Source organism: Vreelandella populi, from assembly GCF_003989825.1.
Lineage (GTDB): Bacteria > Pseudomonadota > Gammaproteobacteria > Pseudomonadales > Halomonadaceae > Vreelandella > Vreelandella populi.
Map to the genome: position 1 here is coordinate 344238 of NZ_RZHE01000006.1, position 17753 is coordinate 361990.

12 protein-coding genes are annotated in these 17753 nt (G+C 56.3%); 7 read left to right on the forward strand and 5 right to left on the reverse strand.

Annotation, left to right across the window (positions count from 1 at the left end; all coding sequences use genetic code 11):
- The first annotated feature begins 23 nt into the window (after window positions 1-23).
- The gene (locus ELY25_RS06605) at window positions 24-3506 is read left to right on the forward strand and encodes an acyl-[ACP]--phospholipid O-acyltransferase (protein ID WP_126950488.1); all 3483 of its coding nucleotides are present in this window, start codon (window positions 24-26) and stop codon (window positions 3504-3506) included.
- 145 nt (window positions 3507-3651) lie between these two features.
- On the opposite strand, the gene ELY25_RS06610 is transcribed toward ELY25_RS06605, so the two are convergent.
- On the reverse strand, window positions 3652-5655 hold the full coding sequence (locus tag ELY25_RS06610; RefSeq protein ID WP_312845178.1) for a mechanosensitive ion channel family protein: 2004 nt from the start codon (window positions 5653-5655) through the stop codon (window positions 3652-3654).
- 235 nt (window positions 5656-5890) lie between these two features.
- On the opposite strand from ELY25_RS06610, the gene ELY25_RS06615 reads away from it, so the two are divergent.
- A complete protein-coding gene (locus ELY25_RS06615; protein WP_126950489.1) occupies window positions 5891-7663 on the forward strand; it encodes a S8/S53 family peptidase in 1773 nt (590 codons plus the stop codon).
- 70 nt (window positions 7664-7733) lie between these two features.
- On the opposite strand, the gene ELY25_RS06620 is transcribed toward ELY25_RS06615, so the two are convergent.
- The gene (locus ELY25_RS06620; protein ID WP_126950490.1) at window positions 7734-8471 is read right to left on the reverse strand and encodes a YoaK family protein; all 738 of its coding nucleotides are present in this window, start codon (window positions 8469-8471) and stop codon (window positions 7734-7736) included.
- A gap of 236 nt (window positions 8472-8707) precedes the next feature.
- On the opposite strand from ELY25_RS06620, the gene ELY25_RS06625 reads away from it, so the two are divergent.
- From ELY25_RS06625 to ELY25_RS06640, 4 genes are read left to right on the forward strand one after another with little or no spacing between them, the layout of a single operon-like run.
- Window positions 8708-8926 (forward strand): DUF1656 domain-containing protein, encoded by a 219-nt coding sequence (locus ELY25_RS06625; RefSeq protein ID WP_126950491.1) that lies wholly within the window; start codon window positions 8708-8710, stop codon window positions 8924-8926.
- 12 nt (window positions 8927-8938) lie between these two features.
- The gene (locus ELY25_RS06630) at window positions 8939-9835 is read left to right on the forward strand and encodes an efflux RND transporter periplasmic adaptor subunit (RefSeq protein WP_126950492.1); all 897 of its coding nucleotides are present in this window, start codon (window positions 8939-8941) and stop codon (window positions 9833-9835) included.
- 3 nt (window positions 9836-9838) lie between these two features.
- Window positions 9839-11920 (forward strand): FUSC family protein, encoded by a 2082-nt coding sequence (locus ELY25_RS06635; RefSeq protein WP_236995663.1) that lies wholly within the window; start codon window positions 9839-9841, stop codon window positions 11918-11920.
- A 25-nt stretch (window positions 11921-11945) separates the two neighbouring features.
- Window positions 11946-13079 carry an MFS transporter gene (locus ELY25_RS06640; protein WP_126950493.1) on the forward strand — a complete coding sequence of 378 codons (1134 nt, stop codon included), beginning with the start codon at window positions 11946-11948 and terminating at the stop codon, window positions 13077-13079.
- A 47-nt stretch (window positions 13080-13126) separates the two neighbouring features.
- Here the strand turns inward: ELY25_RS06640 and ELY25_RS06645 are convergent, their stop codons facing one another.
- On the reverse strand, window positions 13127-13705 hold the full coding sequence (locus tag ELY25_RS06645) for an NAD(P)H-dependent oxidoreductase (RefSeq protein WP_126950494.1): 579 nt from the start codon (window positions 13703-13705) through the stop codon (window positions 13127-13129).
- A gap of 187 nt (window positions 13706-13892) precedes the next feature.
- On the opposite strand from ELY25_RS06645, the gene ELY25_RS06650 reads away from it, so the two are divergent.
- Window positions 13893-14795, forward strand: a complete 903-nt coding sequence (locus ELY25_RS06650) for a LysR substrate-binding domain-containing protein (RefSeq protein WP_126950495.1) — start codon at window positions 13893-13895, stop codon at window positions 14793-14795.
- Between the two features lie 58 nt (window positions 14796-14853).
- Here ELY25_RS06650 and ELY25_RS06655 read toward each other — a convergent pair whose 3' ends face one another.
- Window positions 14854-15606 (reverse strand): potassium channel family protein, encoded by a 753-nt coding sequence (locus ELY25_RS06655; protein ID WP_126950496.1) that lies wholly within the window; start codon window positions 15604-15606, stop codon window positions 14854-14856.
- A gap of 285 nt (window positions 15607-15891) precedes the next feature.
- Complete coding sequence (gene glpK, locus ELY25_RS06660) at window positions 15892-17397, reverse strand: glycerol kinase GlpK (protein WP_126950497.1); 1506 nt, start codon at window positions 17395-17397, stop codon at window positions 15892-15894.
- Window positions 17398-17753: the final 356 nt, after the last annotated feature.

A 17753-nucleotide genomic window follows, 5' to 3' on the forward strand; every position in this document is an offset into this window, starting at 1 on the left:
GACAACTATAAGGCTGACGACTCATGCAACGACTGCTCCGTACGCCGGGTGCCTGGCCCTATCTGATTGCCATCTTCCTCAACGCCTTTGTTGATCTAGGCCACAAAATCGTCATTCAGAACACGATTTTCAAAAGCTATGAGGGCACCACCCAAATCGTGCTGACAGCACTCGTCAATGCCTTGATTCTACTGCCGTTTATCCTGCTGTTCACACCTGCCGGGCATGCCGCTAATGCCTACCCCAAAGTACGTATCATGCGCATCTCAGCCTGGGTGGCGGTCGGCGTATCGCTAGGTATTACCGCCGCCTACTATTACGGCCTGTTCTGGGTGGCGTTTACCATGACGTTGCTGCTGGCTATTCAGTCAGCGTTTTATTCTCCGGCCAAGTATGGCTTGGTCAAAGGCCTGTTTGGCAAGTCACATCTGGCCGAGGCCAACGGCCTTATTCAGGCAGTCACCATTGGCGCCATTCTAGCGGGTACGCTTGCCTTTACTGCGCTGTTTGAGCACTGGGTGATATCGACCAACCAAACGCCGGGCCAGATGCTTGGCCATATTGCTCCGCTTGGCTGGTTGCTGGTGGCCAATAGTCTCATGCAGGCGCTTTTGCTGTACCGCCTACCGCTGGACAGCGCGGCTACCCCGGATGAAAAACTTGCCTGGAAACGCTACTGGCGCGGTCAGACCGCTCGCGAAAACCTCAGCATCGTGGCCCGCCAGCCGGTACTTAGGCTTTCGATTATTGGACTAGCAACCTTCTGGTCAGTGGGCCAGGTACTGCTAGCCGCTTTCCCGGCCTATGCCAAATCAGCGCTAAGTATCGATAACACGCTAGTGTTACAAGGCATTCTGGCCGCCAGCGGCGTGGGAATCGCCTTGGGCTCGATGCTGGCCAGCAAGTTTTCCCATAACCGTATCGAAACCGGGCTGATCCCGGTAGGCGCGCTGGGTGTGGCCGTGGGGCTTGGGTGTCTGCCGCTGTTTTCTACTCCGCTTACTCAGGCGCTTAATTTTGTGTTTATCGGCGTGATGGGCGGGCTGTTCATTGTGCCCTTGAACGCACTGATTCAGTTTCACGCCACCGAGCGGGAGCTGGGCACCGTACTGGCCGCTAACAACTGGATTCAGAACCTGGCCATGCTGGGCTTTTTGATCGTAACCGCGCTCTTTGCCCTGGCTGGCGCCGATAGCCGTTACCTGCTGGTACTCATTTCAGCAGTAGCGCTGGTTGGCGGCGCCTACACCGTGGTCAAGTTACCCCAGAGCCTAGTGCGCTTTCTGCTCAGTTTTCTGCTGACTCGCCATTACCGGGTGGATGTTCATGGCCTGGAAAACCTTCCTTCCCAGGGCGGCGTCCTGCTTCTAGGCAACCATATCAGTTGGGTGGATTGGGCCATGGTACAGATCGCAAGCCCCCGCCCGGTACGTTTTGTCATGCTTAGAAGCGTCTATGAACGCTGGTACCTGCGCGGTTTCTTCAAGGCGCTAGGCTGTATTCCCATTGAGCGTGGGAGCAACGCACGCCAGGCGCTGGAAACCGTTGCGGAGCAGCTTAATGCAGGCGAAGTAGTGTGCCTTTTTCCGGAAGGTGCGATCAGCCGCACCGGCCAGCTCGGTGAATTTCGCAGCGGCTATCAGCGAGCGTGTGAAATGGCCAACCCCGACGTCAAGATCGTGCCGTTTTATCTGCGCGGCCTGTGGGGCAGCCAGTTCTCGCGCTCCTCAAGCAAGCTGAAGGTACTTCGCAACGCGCCACTGCACCGCTCGGTCATTGTCGCCTTTGGTGGACCGCTACCCAAGGAGACCCGAGCCGATGTGCTCAAGCGACGTATCTTCGATCAGGCCACGCGCTCATGGCAGCACGCCATGGACGACCTGCAAACCCTGCCCGATGCGTGGATCAGAAGCGTCAAACGCCGCCCGGGTGAGCTTGCCCTGGCAGACTCGCTAAGTCGCCCCTTGAAGGCAGCTACGGCCCTTACCGCCAGCCTGCTGATGGCCAAGCGGATTCGCAAGCTCAGCCTTGCTCAAAACGTAGGTCTGCTATTGCCTACCAGCAGCGCAGGCGTACTCGCCAACATGGCAACACTGCTGGCCGGTAAAACAGTGGTCAACCTTAATTACACCGCAAGCCAAGCGGCCTTGGCTTCCGCGCTGGCTCAAGCCGAAATAAGCACCGTGTTCACCTCACAGCGCTTTGTAGAGAAACTTACGCAGCGTGGTCTTGATGTAGACGCCCTCCTGGCCAACCACCGTGTGGTTTACCTGGAAACACTGCAAGCTTCGATCGGCCGCATCGAACGGGTAAGCATGTGGCTGACCGTGCGCTTATTGCCCACCCGGCTTTTGCGCCAGTGCTTCTGCCGTTCGCACAACGGCAACGCCACAGCCGTCATCCTCTTTTCAAGCGGCAGCGAAGGCCAGCCCAAGGGCGTCATGCTCAGTCACCATAACTTGATGGCCAACATCAAACAGACGTCGGATGCGCTGAATACCGAGCACGACGATGTGATGATGGCCTCGCTGCCGCTATTTCATGCCTTCGGCTTAACAGTGACCCAGTTTCTGCCGTTAATCGAGGGGCTGCCGCTGGTGTGTCACCCAGACCCCACTGATGCAGCCGGTATTGCCAGGGCGATTGCCCGGAACCGGGCAACCATCATGTGCGGCACATCAAGCTTTTTGCGTCTGTTTACCCGTAGCTCCAAGGTTCATCCGCTCATGCTGGATAGTTTGCGCGTGGTGGTCGCCGGGGCAGAGAAGGTCGACGACAGCGTGCGCGAAGCCTTCCAGCATAAATTTCACAAGTTGATTTTTGAGGGCTACGGCGCAACGGAAACCGCACCGGTTGCCGCGGTTAACCTGCCCGATGCGCTGGATATTAACTATCTCCAGGTGCAACGTGGTGCCAAGGTAGGCAGTGTGGGCATGCCGCTGCCGGGCACAAGCTTCAAGATTGTCGACCCCGAAAATTTTACAGAACTGCCCACCAATGAGGCTGGCATGATTCTGATCAGTGGCCCACAGGTGATGCAGGGGTATCTTCACGATGCCGAGCGCACCGCCAGCGCATTGCGCGATATCAATGGCCAGCGCTGGTACGTGACGGGAGACAAGGGGTATCTGGATGACGACGGCTTTTTAACCATCGTCGACCGCTATTCGCGATTTGCCAAAATTGGCGGAGAAATGGTGGGACTCGCCTCAGTCGAGCAGGCCGTAAAAGCCGTACTGCCAGATCCGGACACCGCCGTCATGGCTGTTACCGTACCGGACGCCAGCAAAGGCGAACGTATCGTGCTGCTCTCTGAAACACCGCTGGATGCGCAATCAGTAAGATCAAGCATGCTGGAAAATAGCGTCTCACCGATGATGCTACCCAGCCACTGGCTTACCGTAGATGCGCTGCCCACTTTAGGCTCCGGCAAGCCCGATATTGCCGGTGCCAAGCGTCTGGCCCAGGAGAAGCTGGCCGAAAGCAGCGCGCTTTCCTCAGGGTGATGCCAATAAAAAGACCTTCATGAATGATGAAGCGCCTACGCGTCTTCTCCTGATCGGTATTTAACCGCCCGCCGAGCTTATTTACCCAAGCCAGCGGGTGGGCGCGCTTTCTAGTCGTATTGCCAGGATGGCCTCGCGCTGTCCACTATTCATTCTGCGAAGGCTTCACCCTGTACCGGGGTTTCTCAGCCTTTTGCTCGTCAGCTTTATTGGTGGTGTCATCTTTCCTGGCAGCTTCGTCGCTCTCTTCTGCGGTGCTTGGCTCTTCATCACCGGCGTCATCTTTCTCCGCGACAGACTCACTCTGTTCTGCGTCCTCGTTCTCCTCCCGACGCTCATGCACTTCCGCGCTTTCTTCCTCAGTAGTATCTTCCTCCTCAGAAGTAGACGCCGCTTCATCCAGACGCTTTTCATTCTCCGAGCGCGATGTGCTCTCTTTATCGCTTGCTGCCTGAACGTTGCTTTTAATTGATTCGCCTTTAGCGACATCATGATGGCTGATTACCACCACTTCGCGCGGCCACCAGTCGGGATGATTATCGCGAATAAACGCCATTAACCGTTCACGAACCGTCATTTCCGCTGCCCAGCCCGCAAGGGGTTCCGATGCCATTAGATAACAGGTAACCGTTTGCGCCGTTGCGGTTTGCCCCGTGACGTAGCAAAGCAGCTTGTGATGCTCGACAATAGCGTCCTCTTCCTTGGCAAACTCGATAAATTTTTCCCTGATAAGTGAAATATCGGCGCTTAGGTGAAGAATCAGCTCCAGGCTCCGGTACATCTTGGCACTTTTAACCGAGAGGTTTTCAAAGGGCTTGGAGGTAAAGTAGGTAACTGGCACGATCAACCGCCGATCATCCCACACTCTCAAGCTGATGAACGTGTAAAAAATGCCCTCTACATAACACCACTGCCCTTCGAATATCACCAGGTCGCCAATCCGGATGGGCTTGGCGAGTGAAAGCTGAAACGAAGCAAGAATATTACCCAGCACAGCCTGGCCCGCGATACCCACGAGAACGGCCAGCACGCTGGCGGATGCCAGGATAGACAGCCCCAGCGTTTCAAACAGCTGGATCTGGCTAAGCACATAAATCGAAACGGCGATTACGGTTGCTAAAATGATGCCTCGGCGCAGTGCGTACAGGGTGGTCAGTAACTTACGCTCGTCCTTGGGCTTGGTGTCATCAATTTCGCCGACCAATCGGCGCGTCATGCGTAGCATGATGGTATCCACTACGCGCAGGGCAATCGTGCCCACAGCCCAGGCCATCACCGCAATCAGCATGATCCGAAAAGTCGTGGTTGCCACGGCTGAAAAGGACACCACGTAATTAAGCAACGTCTGAGCTACTGCCGACATGGTAATCAGTGATACCGGGCTTTTGATTCGCGTCGCAAAAATACTTAGCGCGCCCGAGGGTAGCCAGCGCGCGACCAACCCGACAAAACGGTATACCCCCCAGCCGACAGAAGCGATTATCAGTACAAACAAAGGGATGGCGATCCACTCCCAGAGGTTGAGCATTCCCACTGAGGTCTTCAAACGTTCGGGAATATACCCTTCCAGCATGGAGGGGCCATGCTCTTCATAAAGCGTGGGAATTGCCGAAACGCTGTCCGGCATAATCAGCCAGATAGGATCCTGATCATCCAGCCGATACCGGCCTAACCGGATATCGTAGGTTTCGCCTTCAGCCTTGAGCGATGCGACCTCAATATCCCGTCGCGGCTCGCCTGTCCTTGGATTTTGCCCTGATGGGTCTTCAATGGCGGCATCCTGGCGCCCCGAAAGGTCAGAAGCGTTTATCCACTCCCCACGCCGAAGCACTTCAGCAAGCTGCTTGGCTAATTGCGTACCACGCTCCTGCTGCTCGCTACTCTCAAAGGCCGAAAGGTTGAGCACATGCGCCGCTGCCGCAAACTCCTCTTCCTCCGTCAACTGCAAAAAATTGCGCAGTGCATCACGCGGCGTTGACAGGCTCATATCCTCGGGCGCTTCATCAAGCCCTGGGTTTAACTCGTCAACTATGAACCAGCGGGCATCCTCGCTCTCTTCATTCTGCGCTTGCGCCAGACATCCGCTGGAAAATGCGAGCATTACGACCAGTACCATCCATACAGGCCACGCGCTTTGTGCTTTCATCATTGCCTTATTCATCCTGAGGGCGAAAAGTTCTACACCAACCGTTAGCAGGTAATACTGATGTATCCATGTCAGTGACGATGAAGAAACAAATTACAGCTTACGTTTATAGATGACGCAAGGCGAGGTCCTCGGCCCCACCGAGACAGGCGCCGGTTTGCCTTGGCATATTCATGTTCAGTTCAGCTAATGAGGCTATGCTGCGTGCAGTCAATCCGATACCGCTTGGGAAAGTGTAATGGTAACAAAATATTGGAGCGTTAATCGGCTGGCTCCTGCGCTTGCATTCATGTTGATGCTGACTGCAACCGGCGCGACGGCTGAGCCTTTGCGAGTCGAACAGCTTCAGCGCTGCGGCAACCTGCTGGAGCTGGAAAGCCAGGAGTTCTGCCTGCACGTGAGCGGGCTTGATGACACCAGTTTTGAGGTCAAGCTGAATGGTGCCCCGCTTCAGGCCGAAAACCTGAGCCACGATAACGACAAGGTGCGGGTGCGTATCTCAAGCGCTGAGACGCAAAGCGGCCCGCTCTGGTTTGAGCAGCACGAACAGTCCAGTAACCCGCTCTGGGTCAGCCTCAAAGGCAGCCATGTGCTGGCGGCCACCGATCAGGAGGTGGCCAAGAACATGGATGACATTACCACCTACGTGGATCTGATCAGCCTAATCATAGAAGAAGACTACGACGGTGCCGAGGAGGCCCAGCGGCTGGCCGAAAAATACAACGCTGAAGTCGTCGGCATGATCCCACCGCTCAATACCTATCAACTGCGCTTACCCGTCGACAACCTGGAGGAGCGCGATGCGTTGGTGCTCAGGCTAGGCAGCGAGGTCAGCATTGATGCGGTAGTGGTCGAAGAGACAGGCGCAGAAGAAAGCATTGAAAGTGAGACGAACAGCCCGCCCGCGGCGGATGACCAGGAGTGGGCATCGAATCGCTTTCTGGATGCAGTGAACTATTACCAGCGGCGTCTACCGCCCCAGAACGGGGATATCAAAACGCAGCCCATACGCATTGGCGTCATTGAGCGGGAGGTCGACTTTGATTCGCCGGATTTTGCCGATTACCTGGGCGACTGCCGCACCGACTCGCTTAGAACCTGTGTTTATGCACGCGATGCTGCAAAGCCCGATGGGCACGGTACAACGGTTGCCGGCGTTTTTGCTGCGGCCTGGAATGAAGGTGGCAACAGTGGTTTTCTACGCGGGCTGGACGAGGTAGGCCCAGGCTTTGAGGTGATTGTGGACCGTAATTCGGATGCAGGTATTACCGCCAATATCGCCGCCTCGGTGAACCTTGTGGAAGACGGTGCCCGAGTACTCAACTGGAGCTGGGGCATCCATCGGATAGGCGCTACCGACATTAACGGGGATGAGGTTGATTCATTAGTGCGCTCAGGCATCGCCATGAGCGGTTACGAAGAACTGCTTGAAGAGTTCTTCTTATGGCTGCGCCGAGAACATCCGGATGTGGTGGTCGTGAATTCAGCGGGCAACGCATCATCGTTTTCTGGGAGTGACGATTATCGACTGCCCTCCTCGTTCGTGACCGAGCAGCTGTTCGTGGTGGGTGGGCATGAGCGCAGTGATGAGGACGTTCCTGTGGAAGATCCCCGTTACGTGATCAAACGCGAAGCATCGAATATCGATATGCGCGTGGATATCACTGCGGCGGCCTGCGTACGCGGGTCTTCCCTGATAGAGGGTGAGCAAGGCGAGGCCCATTGTGGAACCTCCTACGCAACCCCGCTGGTGGCTGGCCTGTTGGCCGCCATGATGTCGATAGACCCAGAACTCACGCCAGCGCAGTTACGCATCCTGCTACGCCGCGGCGCCATGACCATCGGTGAAGAGTATGATTTCGAGCCGACAGATGCCGATGATCTGACCGCGCCCATTTTACCGTCAGAACGCGCCAATGATCTAAACCATCCGGATATCGGCCTTTCCGCTCGACTGAATATGTACAAGACGCTGGATCTAACCGTGCAGAGTCTGGAGAGAGAGCGTTAGGCTCCAGCAGGTGGCCGAATTGAACGCTTCAAAAGCCCACCCCGCAGGGTGGGCACACACATGCGATCCACTATGCCCTTCCGGGAAACATCAGCCTGCTGGCCGTACGTACCGTGACCACGATGGCACTCACGGCAACAACGATCAGAAACACGCCCAGGGCCAGCATGGCTCTGAAGCCAAACAGGTCAAACAGCGCCAACCCGATCATGCATCCGCCCAGAAATGAAAAAATCGTCGTCAGGTGGGTATATAGCTGCTTGCGAAAAGCATGCCGGTCAAGCGACGTATCGCGCGACACGAAAGACAGCAGGAACGAACCCAGCGCGATGCCGGCATCCGTCAGCGTGCCGGTCACGTGGGTGGCTCTTACCCGGCCGTTGGATAGCTGGGTTGACGTCGAGTTGTGCACCCCCATCAGAAAGCCCAGCGTGACCAGCGCTTCTGCATTGAAGCGCGCCGAGTACATGAAGATTTCAAACACCGAAAGCCCCGTCAACACCACCCCTTCGGCCAGCAGTATCAGGCAAAAGATGGTTCTGAGTCTCTGCCCCGCGATGACGACGATGCGTGCAAGCATACTGCCGATCACGAACGCCATTATCAACGCGGCCAGAAACATGAAACCGTGGGTGTCGGCGCTGGCCACTTCGCTCGACATCTGCGAGGCATTGCCGCTCATATGAGAAGGCAGAAAACCAAAGGCGCCCAGCGCCATGGCATTGAGAATACCGGCAGCCGTCGCAAGCACCAGTGCCAGATAACGGTCTTCGGTATGCGACCGGGCTTTCTTCTTTTTGATCAGCAAGGATACTCTCCCACCACCTGACAGACAGTGATTACGACGCTGATACAAAAGAATAGTTCTCGTTTATCTAATTAAGCACTTGCTTTATCAATGCTGGCCTCAGCCGTTAAAAGCCACGCCCCTCGGCAAGGTCTTCTTGAGTTCACTATGCTTAAAGTGCGTAAAACCTCTGGCATCTACTTAATAACTCGCTAAGCTCTTATGTTTTTACATAAGTTCAGGCCACGAAGGACATTATGGGTCTTCAAGAAATCGCTTTTGGCGGCATTTATCTCAGCCCCCTGCTGATTTACGCATTGATCGGGTTTGTCGCGACTCTAGTGGCTCGCTCACTTCTCCACTGGATCGTCGGGCAAACTGCGCTGTGGTACGAGGCATGGTTCGACATCTCTCTTTTTGTCATCCTCACGGCAGCCACCACCTTCATTTTTACCATTCTGCTTGAAAGCCCTTAAGAGAGACCCTTAATGCGCCCTTCGCTTCGTATTCTGCTTACCCTTGTTATTGTCGCGATTGCCATTGCCGCCGGTGCCTGGCTATGGCGCTACTACCTTTATACGCCCTGGACGCGCGACGCCCGCGTGCATGCTGAAGTCGTCACCATTGCCCCCGACGTCTCCGGTTGGGTACGCACCCTTAACGTGGCCGATACCGATTACGTTGCCCAAGGCGACACGCTGTTCGAGATCGACGATGCGCGCTATCAAGCGGCGGTGGATAAAGCTCAGGCAACGGTGGAACACCGCCAGGCAACGCTTGAGCTCAACCGAGCTGAAGCGGGTCGCCGCAATCAGTTGCGCAATAGCCAGGCGATTAGCGCCGAGGATCAGCAGATCGCCCAGGTGAATTCGCGCATTGCCGCCGCTGATCTTCAGCAGGCGGAGGCTGATCTGGCTAGCGCCCAGCTAGATTTGGAGAGAACCCGGATTACCGCGCCGGTCAGTGGGCATGTGCTGAATGTGCAATTTTCGGCAGGTAACTACGTCAACCGCGGCAATTCGGTATTGGCACTGATCGCCGCGAACTCCTACTACGTGGTGGGCTATTTTGAAGAAACCAAAATGGCCACGATTAACGTCGGCGACCCGGTGGATGTCGTTTTAATGAACGGCGATACTCACCTGAACGGCCATGTGGCGGGTATCGGCCGGGGCATTGCCGACAGCAACACCAACCTGAACCAGCAACTGCTGCCCCAGGTAGCGCCTACGTTCAACTGGGTACGCCTGGCGCAGCGCATCCCGGTACGTATTGCTCTGGATGAAATTCCCGATGAAACGCTGCTGAGTGTAGGCATGACGGCAACCGTTCATGTCCGCCCTGCCGAGCGCTCTCCCGAAACCCCAGATGAACGGCCCGAGTAAACCATGTCGCCGTTTGTTCACACGTATTTAATGCCCAACGCCACGGCGGTCAAATTTGCCATCAAGACTACCCTGGCGATGATGCTCGCGCTCTACGTCGCGCTTTTTTTTGATCTGGAGCGCCCTTACTGGGCGCTGATGTCGGCAGCGTTTCTCCAGATCCGTCCGATGAGCGGCATGGTGATTGAAAAAGGCATCTGCCAGCTGGGTGGCACCTTTATCGGCGCCGTGGCGGGCATCATTATCATGGCCCTGTTCGCCCAGGCGCGTATACCCGCACTGATTACCCTAACCGGCTGGATCATGCTGTGTACCTATGTCGGCTCGCTGTGGCGTAACAACTACACCTACGGCTGCCTGATGGCCGCGGTGACCGCCATGCTAATTGTGGTCATTTCCAGCGGTAGCACGCCTGCGGGGATTTTCGATATCGCAGTGGCTCGCCTTTCTGAACTGGGACTGGGTGCGGTCTGCGCAATGCTGGTCAGCTCGCTGCTATGGCCATCCCACGTGGGAACGCACCTGGCGACCCAAGCAGACAGCGTAATCAACGAAGCCTTCGAGCATGCCGCCCTGCGCCTAGAGGCCAGCGACGACATCCCAGCGATGCAGAAAGCCCTGCGCGGCAGTTTAGGGCCGTTAACTCTACTCGAATCCGACAGCCAGGCTGCCCGCTTTGAAGGCCCGGTAGGCCCAGGCCGAGTGCGCGCGACCCACGTACTAACCCGACGCACGCTGCGCTTTTTGGCCAATCTGCAAGCACTCCATCAACTGATGCACGACCATGCCGACCGGCTTGATCCGCAAAGCCTTGAGCTTGCCTGTCAGGTTGCTCGGGGCTTTCGTGATGCCGAGCACGACAAAGGCGTTGCTGAAGCCAGAAAAACGCTTCAGGCGCTACGTCATCTGGTGCATGAAAATAACGAGGAAACCACTTTGGCACCGTTGGACCGTCGCCTGCGCCTGGGGCTACGCGAATCCATTGGCCACGCCATGGTGATGCTTGACGCCCGCGAAGCCATCGCCTCCCCCGGGCGCTATCAATTGCGCTCATCGCCGCTGGCTTGGCATCGCGACCACTTGGCGGCGAGTATCAATGCGGTACGCTCCGGGCTGGTGTTCTCGCTGCTCGCGGTTTTCTGGATTGTTACCGCTTGGCAGAGTGCCATGATCGCCATGATGCTGGGCACCCTGTTTTCGGCCTTTTTTGCCAGCCGCGACAATCCTGTCATGATCACCATGATGTTTTACAAAGGCATGCTGGCGGCCATTCCCAGCGCCTTTCTGTTCGGCCATGTGCTGCTCTCTCAGGCCAATGGCTTTCCATTGCTGGCCCTTATTTTCGGCACGCCGCTATTTTTAGGCCTGTTAGGTGCAACCAACCCAGCCACCATGGGTTACTGTCTGTCCTTCACCATTTTCAATATCATGCTCACCATGCCCGGTAACGGTATGGACTTCTCTTTTGATAGTTTCGCCAACCGGGCAATCGCGGTAGTGATCGGCCTGAGCAGCGTGGTGATGGGCTTTCGCCTGCTGCCAGGGCTGGGGGCTCGGCTTAGGCGGCGCCGCCTGATCAAGGCAATATCCAACGATATTCACGAACTTAGACGGCGCTCCATTCGCGATGCCGAAACCCGGTTCAACGGCCATATGGCCGACCGCCTGCTGCATCTGGCTCAGCACGACGACATGCTGCCCGAAGAGCAGCGTCATCTGTTTATTCTTGGCCTGACCGGGCTTGATTTAGGCACCGCCACGCTGCGGCTGCGCGACCGGCTTGACGATGCGCCGCATCCCCTCATTCGTGAAGCGCATCAAAACGTGCTGCGTGCCTTAGCTGTCGGCTTTGAAGACAGCGCTACCGGCCAATCGCCGCAAGGCATTCGTGAAGCGGGCAAACAGCTGGAAGACGCCATTGCAACCCACGGCGATATACCCGCCGACCGCCGCATGCTGCTGGAAGGCCTGATTGAGCGCCTTGAGCTGGCTCTCGAGCGTCTGGCCCGCATCATGACAGAACACCCCGACCGCGCGCCTGCTCCACCGCCTCAGGCGCCTGTTCAAGCAGCAAAACCGCACTAGGGCGGTTCAGCCACGGAGAGTCAACATGCCTAACCGAAGGATCTGGCTCGCAGTAGCCGCCATGTTCTTTCTCAATGGCGGGCTGTTCGGTACCTGGGCTTCACGCATTCCTACGGTGGCGTTACAGCACGACCTGGATGGGGCGCGGCTCGGCCTGCTGCTGCTCGTGCTGGCCGCTGGCGCTCTGATCTCGTTTCCGTTGGCGGGCAGAGCTTCGGATACTCTCGGCGCTGCGCGAGCGACACTCGCGATTGCGGCCGCCTATACCCTTGCTCTAGTGTTGATTGCTTGCGCGTTCAACCTCTGGATGACGGCGGCGGCGCTGTTTCTCTTTGGTGCCGGCCATGGTGCCATGGACGTCACCATGAACAGTTGGGCGGGCGAGGCGGAGCGCTTCATCGACAAGCCGGTCATGGCATCGTTTCATGCCATGTGGAGCCTGGGCGCGGGCGTCGGCGCCGCAGCAGGCTATATGGCAGTCAGCCTGGAACTGTCGCTGCTTGCCCACTTTTTACTTATCGGCATTGTGATGTACGTGAGCATGACTTGGCTCGGGAGTATCGGCTGGCAATCTGAAACGCGGCCACGTCAGGCGGGTGCAAAACGCTTCCCCCTACCCCATGGCGCTCTACTCTGGGTCGGGATTATTGCCTTGTGTGCCTCACTCGGTGAAGGTGCCATTGCCGATTGGAGCGCGCTGTTTCTGGTCACCGTTACCTCGGCGACCACGGCTCAAGGGGCGATAGGGTACGCCGTATTCTCGTTAGCCATGGTCATCATGCGTTTGATCGGCGGTAGCGTGATTTCCCGGCTAGGCCCGACAAACGCCGCACGCTTTGCCGGGTGCTCGGCCACCATTGGCGTGCTTCTCGCCGTCATTCCCGCTACCTTCATGGCAACACTGCTTGGCTTCTTCTTCCTGGGTATCGGCTACGCGCTCATCATGCCACTGGCATTTTCCCGCGCGGCCAATGACCCCGACACACCGCCCGGTGTTGCCATCGCAAGCGTAGCGACGCTGGGCTATGGCGGCATGCTGCTCGGGCCGCCGTTGATCGGCTTTACCGCGCACTTTGTTACGCTGCACTATGCCTTCGCGATACTTGGCCTGCTGGCACTGTGCATCGTGTTCATTGCCTCATCACTCGAGCGCTTCTAGCGCCTGTTCAGCCAGCGCTGGTTTCAGCTAAGCCACGGGCAAATCGTTTAGCCGAACAGGCGCGTCAGGTGCTGGGCGTAAGCGGCCATATCGCGCTCGACGTCCGGTGCCTTGATCACGTCGTTGGCAATAAACGTGGGCATCGCATCCAGGCCAACAAATTCCTGAGATTTGTGGAACGGGAAGTAAACGCCATCGACACCGCGTCCTTCAAAGAAGTTATCCGCTTCATCGAAGGCGGCCAGCGGCGCATTCCAGGTGAGCGAAAGCATATAGCGCCGCCCTTGCAGCAAGCCACCGCTGCCGTACTGCTTGGTAGGGTCCTGGCGTGAGCGGCCGTCGCTGGCGTAGAGTGAACCGTGCCCGACGGTGAAGACTTCATCAATGTAGCGTTTAACGGTCCAGGGCGCGCCCATCCACCAGCCCGGCATTTGATAGACGATGGTGTCTGCCCAGAGGAATTTTTCCACCTCGGCTTCTACCTTGTAACCCTGCTCAATCACCGTTTCACGAACCTCATGACCCTGCTCGGCTAATGTACGCCTCGCGACATCATGCAGGGTATTGTTGAGCTCACCGCCAGAATGGGCGAACGGCTTGCCGCCATTGATTAACAGAATCTTCATTGTTAAAAACCTCTTACTGAATAGATGACCTTACCTGTCGATGGGCAATAGCCCTACCGGTATGGCTTGAATGTTGCCTATTATGGAATGGGCACAGAGATGGAAAAACCCGTCCTCTGGCAAGAGACTTTTGATATAAAATCAACAAACGTGTTTTAACCCAATAGGCGCGAGCCACCATTCCATTATGAAAACTACCCTTGAAGAGCAGCAGGCATTTATCACCGTGGTGGACAGCGGCTCGATCACTGGCGCCGCCGAACGGTTGGGTATTACGGTTTCAGGCGTCAGCCGGGCGCTTAATCGTCTGGAACGCAAGCTTGGCGCTACTCTACTGCGCCGAACCACACGACGCCTGGAACTCACTGAAGAGGGAGAAACATTTTTAGACCACTGCCGGCGCATTTTGACCGCCGTAGAGGCCGCGGAAGAGTCGGTTCAGGATCACCACGGCCAGCCTCAAGGGCGGCTGCGAGTGAACGCCGCGCCCAGTTTCATGCAGTTTGTTATTGTGCCGGTACTCGGTGAGTTTCGCGCCCGCTACCCAGGCATAACGCTGCAGCTGGATACCCACGACCGTTTTGTAGATCTGCTGGAACAGCGTGTGGACCTCGCCATTCGTATTGGGGAGCTTAACGACTCATCGCTGCATGCACGGCGCCTGGGCCATAGCCCGCTTCGCCTCTTGGCAAGCCCCGCTTACCTTGAGCATACGGGCACTCCACAAAGCATTGAAGACCTTGAGCACCACAGCCTGCTCGGCTTCAGCCAGCTTGACCACCTTAACCGCTGGCCGTTGCGTCGTGCCGATGGTGAGTACTTACGCATTACGCCCACCCTCTCCGCCTCCAGTGGCAGCACGCTGATTGAGCTAGCACTTCAAGGCGAAGGGATTGTCTGCCTGGCCGACTTCATGACCATCAAGCCCCGCAAGGCCGGTACTTTGGTCGATGTGCTGCCCAGCCATACCGAAATTCAGATGCAGGCCGTCAATGCCGTCTACTACCGCCAGGCCACCCTATCCCAGCGCGCCCGGCTATTTATGGATTTTCTGGCCGAACGCTTGCCGGGGGAATATTTGCAGGGTTAAAACTGTAAGTAGTGAATGGAATATCCAGTCATTCTGAACCTGGCGCTCAATATTACCTTTAAGAACTATGCTTATTTTGCAGTGCATCGCTAAACGCGGCAGCTAGAATTCCCGTGGGCATGGCAATAATACCGATGCCTGCCACCGCGGTTATACCTGCAAAAAACTTACCCAGAGCGGTGATGGGCGTGACATCGCCATAGCCCACTGTGGTCAGGGTAGCGATGCTCCACCATAGCGCACGCGGTACGCTGCCAAAGGCTTCCGGCTGGGCGGCGGCCTCTACCACGTAAAGACAGCAGGATGAAAACAGCAGTAATAGCCCGGCCACTCCGGCACTTAGCAATAGCTCATGGGTGCGCGATTTAAGGGCGCTCGCCAGGGCCGACCACGCCTGACTAAACCGACCCAATCGCGCCAGGCGCAATATGCGCGCCAAACGCAGAAGCCGCAGTAGAAAAGCATTGTTATGGGACATAAAGCCCAGAAAGAAAGGCAGAATGGCGAGCAAATCCACCAGCGCCCAAAACGAGAAGATATAGCGAATACGCCCTGTGACACCGCGATAACGCGGGTCTTCACCTATCGCATATAGCCGCAGCAGATACTCAAGCGTAAACACACCGATAAATATGGCCTCCAGCGCTGTAAATAGCCCTGGCGCCATTGCCCGAAGTGTCGGCTCGGTTTCCAGTATGGCGGTAAGAGAAGCAAGCAGAATTAACACACAAATAAGCTGGTTGAGCTTCGACAACCCCTTCTCATGCCAAGCTTCAGGTGCTAACTGGTGATAGAGTTCGGCTTTATTCATGCCCTCGCTCCAGCGGGCGCTGGTTGACGCAAATCAATCGTACGTACTGCCACAGTGGCATAAATATTCAGGCGTTTATTTCCTTGGGCGTCTCAGGCTTTATGCCTTTAATGGTTATAACCACTTCATTATTAACTAAACCCAAGTAAACCCGAAGGCACAATCGATTGTAATAAAAAAGGTTTGGCACCATATAGATGATTATCAATGCGTTACGGATGCCTTTAACGCAAAGCTCCAGCTTAGGCCGGGGGCTTGAAAACACCTGAGCTTACAGCGCCAAGCTTAGGACTCTACGTGAAACGCCATGGTAGCGTTGACGGCTTTTTTCCAGCCGGCATAGAGTTCATCGCGCTTTGCGTCTTTCATCTGTGGCGTAAATCGCCGCTCTAACGCCCACTGCTCGACGATTTCATCGCGTGATTTCCAAAATCCTACGGCAAGCCCGGCGAGATAAGCCGCACCCAGCGCGGTAGTCTCGTTCACTTCGCAGCGCAGTACGTCCACCCCCAGTATGTCGGCCTGGAACTGGGCAAGAAAGTTATTGGAGATCGCCCCACCATCGGTACGCAGCTCAGTCAGCGCAATGTCGGCATCCGCCTGCATGGCTTTAAGAACATCAGCGCTTTGGTAGGCGAGCGATTCCACCGCCGCGCGCACAAAATGCTCTTTTTGGGTACCCCTAGAGAGCCCAAACATGGCGCCGCGCACGTTGGAGTTCCAGTAAGGTGCCCCTAAGCCCGTAAAGGCAGGCACCATATAAACGCCGTCATTATCTTTAGCGCGCGTGGCGTACGCTTCAGAATCAGACGCCTTGCCCAACATTCTCAGGCCATCACGCAGCCACTGGATCACGGAGCCCGCCACAAACACGCTGCCTTCCAGAGCATATTCCAGCGTACCGTCCACTTCCCAAGCAACAGTAGTAAGAAGGCCGTTCTTGGAGGGCGTGGCGTGGGTGCCCGTGTTCATTAGCGTAAAACAGCCGGTGCCGTAGGTATTTTTCGCCATGCCCGGTTTAAAGCAGGCCTGGCCGAACAACGCGGCGTTCTGGTCGCCAGCGATACCCGCAATCGGCACCTCCTGGCCCATCAGGAATTTAGGCAACACGTTGCCGTATATTTCACTGCTGGATTTAATCTCGGGCAGCATCGATTCCGGCACGCCGAACAGTGCCAGTAGCTCCGGATCCCAATGTCGATCACGGATATTAAACAGCATCGTGCGGGATGCGTTGCTGACATCGGTCGCATGCACGGCACCGCCGGTCAGGTTCCACACCAGCCATGAATCGATGGTACCGAACAGCAGATCGCCCTTTTCCGCTTTCTCCTTAACGCCCGCTACGTTCTCGAAAATCCACTTCAACTTGGTGGCAGAGAAGTAAGCGTCAATTACCAAGCCGGTTTTATCGCGAATCATATCGGCGTGCCCGGCTTCACGCAGCTCATCGCAGATCTCGGCGGAGTGACGCGACTGCCAGACAATGGCGTTATGCACGGCCTGACCGGTATGCTTATCCCACACCACGGTGGTTTCACGCTGGTTGGTAATACCGATGGAAGCAATTTCAGAAACATCGACGCCGCTGTTATTAATCACCTCAGTCAAAGTGGTCAGCACGCTGGTCATGATCTCGCGAGGGCAGTGCTCGACCCAGCCTGGGCGGGTAAAAATCTGCTCGAACTCGTGCTGCGCTACGCTGGCTATCCGGCCTTCATGGTCAAATAGCATCGCTCGCGAGCTGGTGGTGCCTTGATCAATAGCGAGGACGTAGTTTTTCTGGCTCATGAAATGCCTCTCAAGCGGTAACGTTAAACGAATATTTTTAAAATCAGATCAACAGGCTGACTTAATAAACATAGGCGGCAAGCCCGGCAAGGATGCTGCCAATAGCGGGCCCCAGGACCGGCACCCAGGCGTAGGACCAGTTGCTCGTCCCTTTATGCTTAATGGGAAGTAGCGCGTGGCGCAAAAAATCGCTAGCCCCCAATCAAAGAAGATAACGATGCCATCGCTACTGTTACCGTTGGTTTTATTCAATAGCACGTTAGCTACCACCCCGCACCCCAACAGCGTTAATACGGCCGTCCCGGCTATTTCGTGTAGAAAAATTGTTTCAAGCATTGCCACTCAGCTGCCCCGTT

Coding starts and splice junctions, on each gene's coding strand:
- glpK (WP_126950497.1), bottom strand. CDS start 17,397: ATGAGCCAGAAAAACTACGTCCTCGCTATTGATCAAGGCACCACCAGC.
- ELY25_RS06650 (WP_126950495.1), top strand. CDS start 13,893: ATGAAAACTACCCTTGAAGAGCAGCAGGCATTTATCACCGTGGTGGAC.
- ELY25_RS06615 (WP_126950489.1), top strand. CDS start 5,891: ATGGTAACAAAATATTGGAGCGTTAATCGGCTGGCTCCTGCGCTTGCA.
- ELY25_RS06630 (WP_126950492.1), top strand. CDS start 8,939: ATGCGCCCTTCGCTTCGTATTCTGCTTACCCTTGTTATTGTCGCGATT.
- ELY25_RS06640 (WP_126950493.1), top strand. CDS start 11,946: ATGCCTAACCGAAGGATCTGGCTCGCAGTAGCCGCCATGTTCTTTCTC.
- ELY25_RS06635 (WP_236995663.1), top strand. CDS start 9,839: ATGTCGCCGTTTGTTCACACGTATTTAATGCCCAACGCCACGGCGGTC.
- ELY25_RS06655 (WP_126950496.1), bottom strand. CDS start 15,606: ATGAATAAAGCCGAACTCTATCACCAGTTAGCACCTGAAGCTTGGCAT.
- ELY25_RS06625 (WP_126950491.1), top strand. CDS start 8,708: ATGGGTCTTCAAGAAATCGCTTTTGGCGGCATTTATCTCAGCCCCCTG.
- ELY25_RS06645 (WP_126950494.1), bottom strand. CDS start 13,705: ATGAAGATTCTGTTAATCAATGGCGGCAAGCCGTTCGCCCATTCTGGC.
- ELY25_RS06610 (WP_312845178.1), bottom strand. CDS start 5,655: ATGATGAAAGCACAAAGCGCGTGGCCTGTATGGATGGTACTGGTCGTA.
- ELY25_RS06605 (WP_126950488.1), top strand. CDS start 24: ATGCAACGACTGCTCCGTACGCCGGGTGCCTGGCCCTATCTGATTGCC.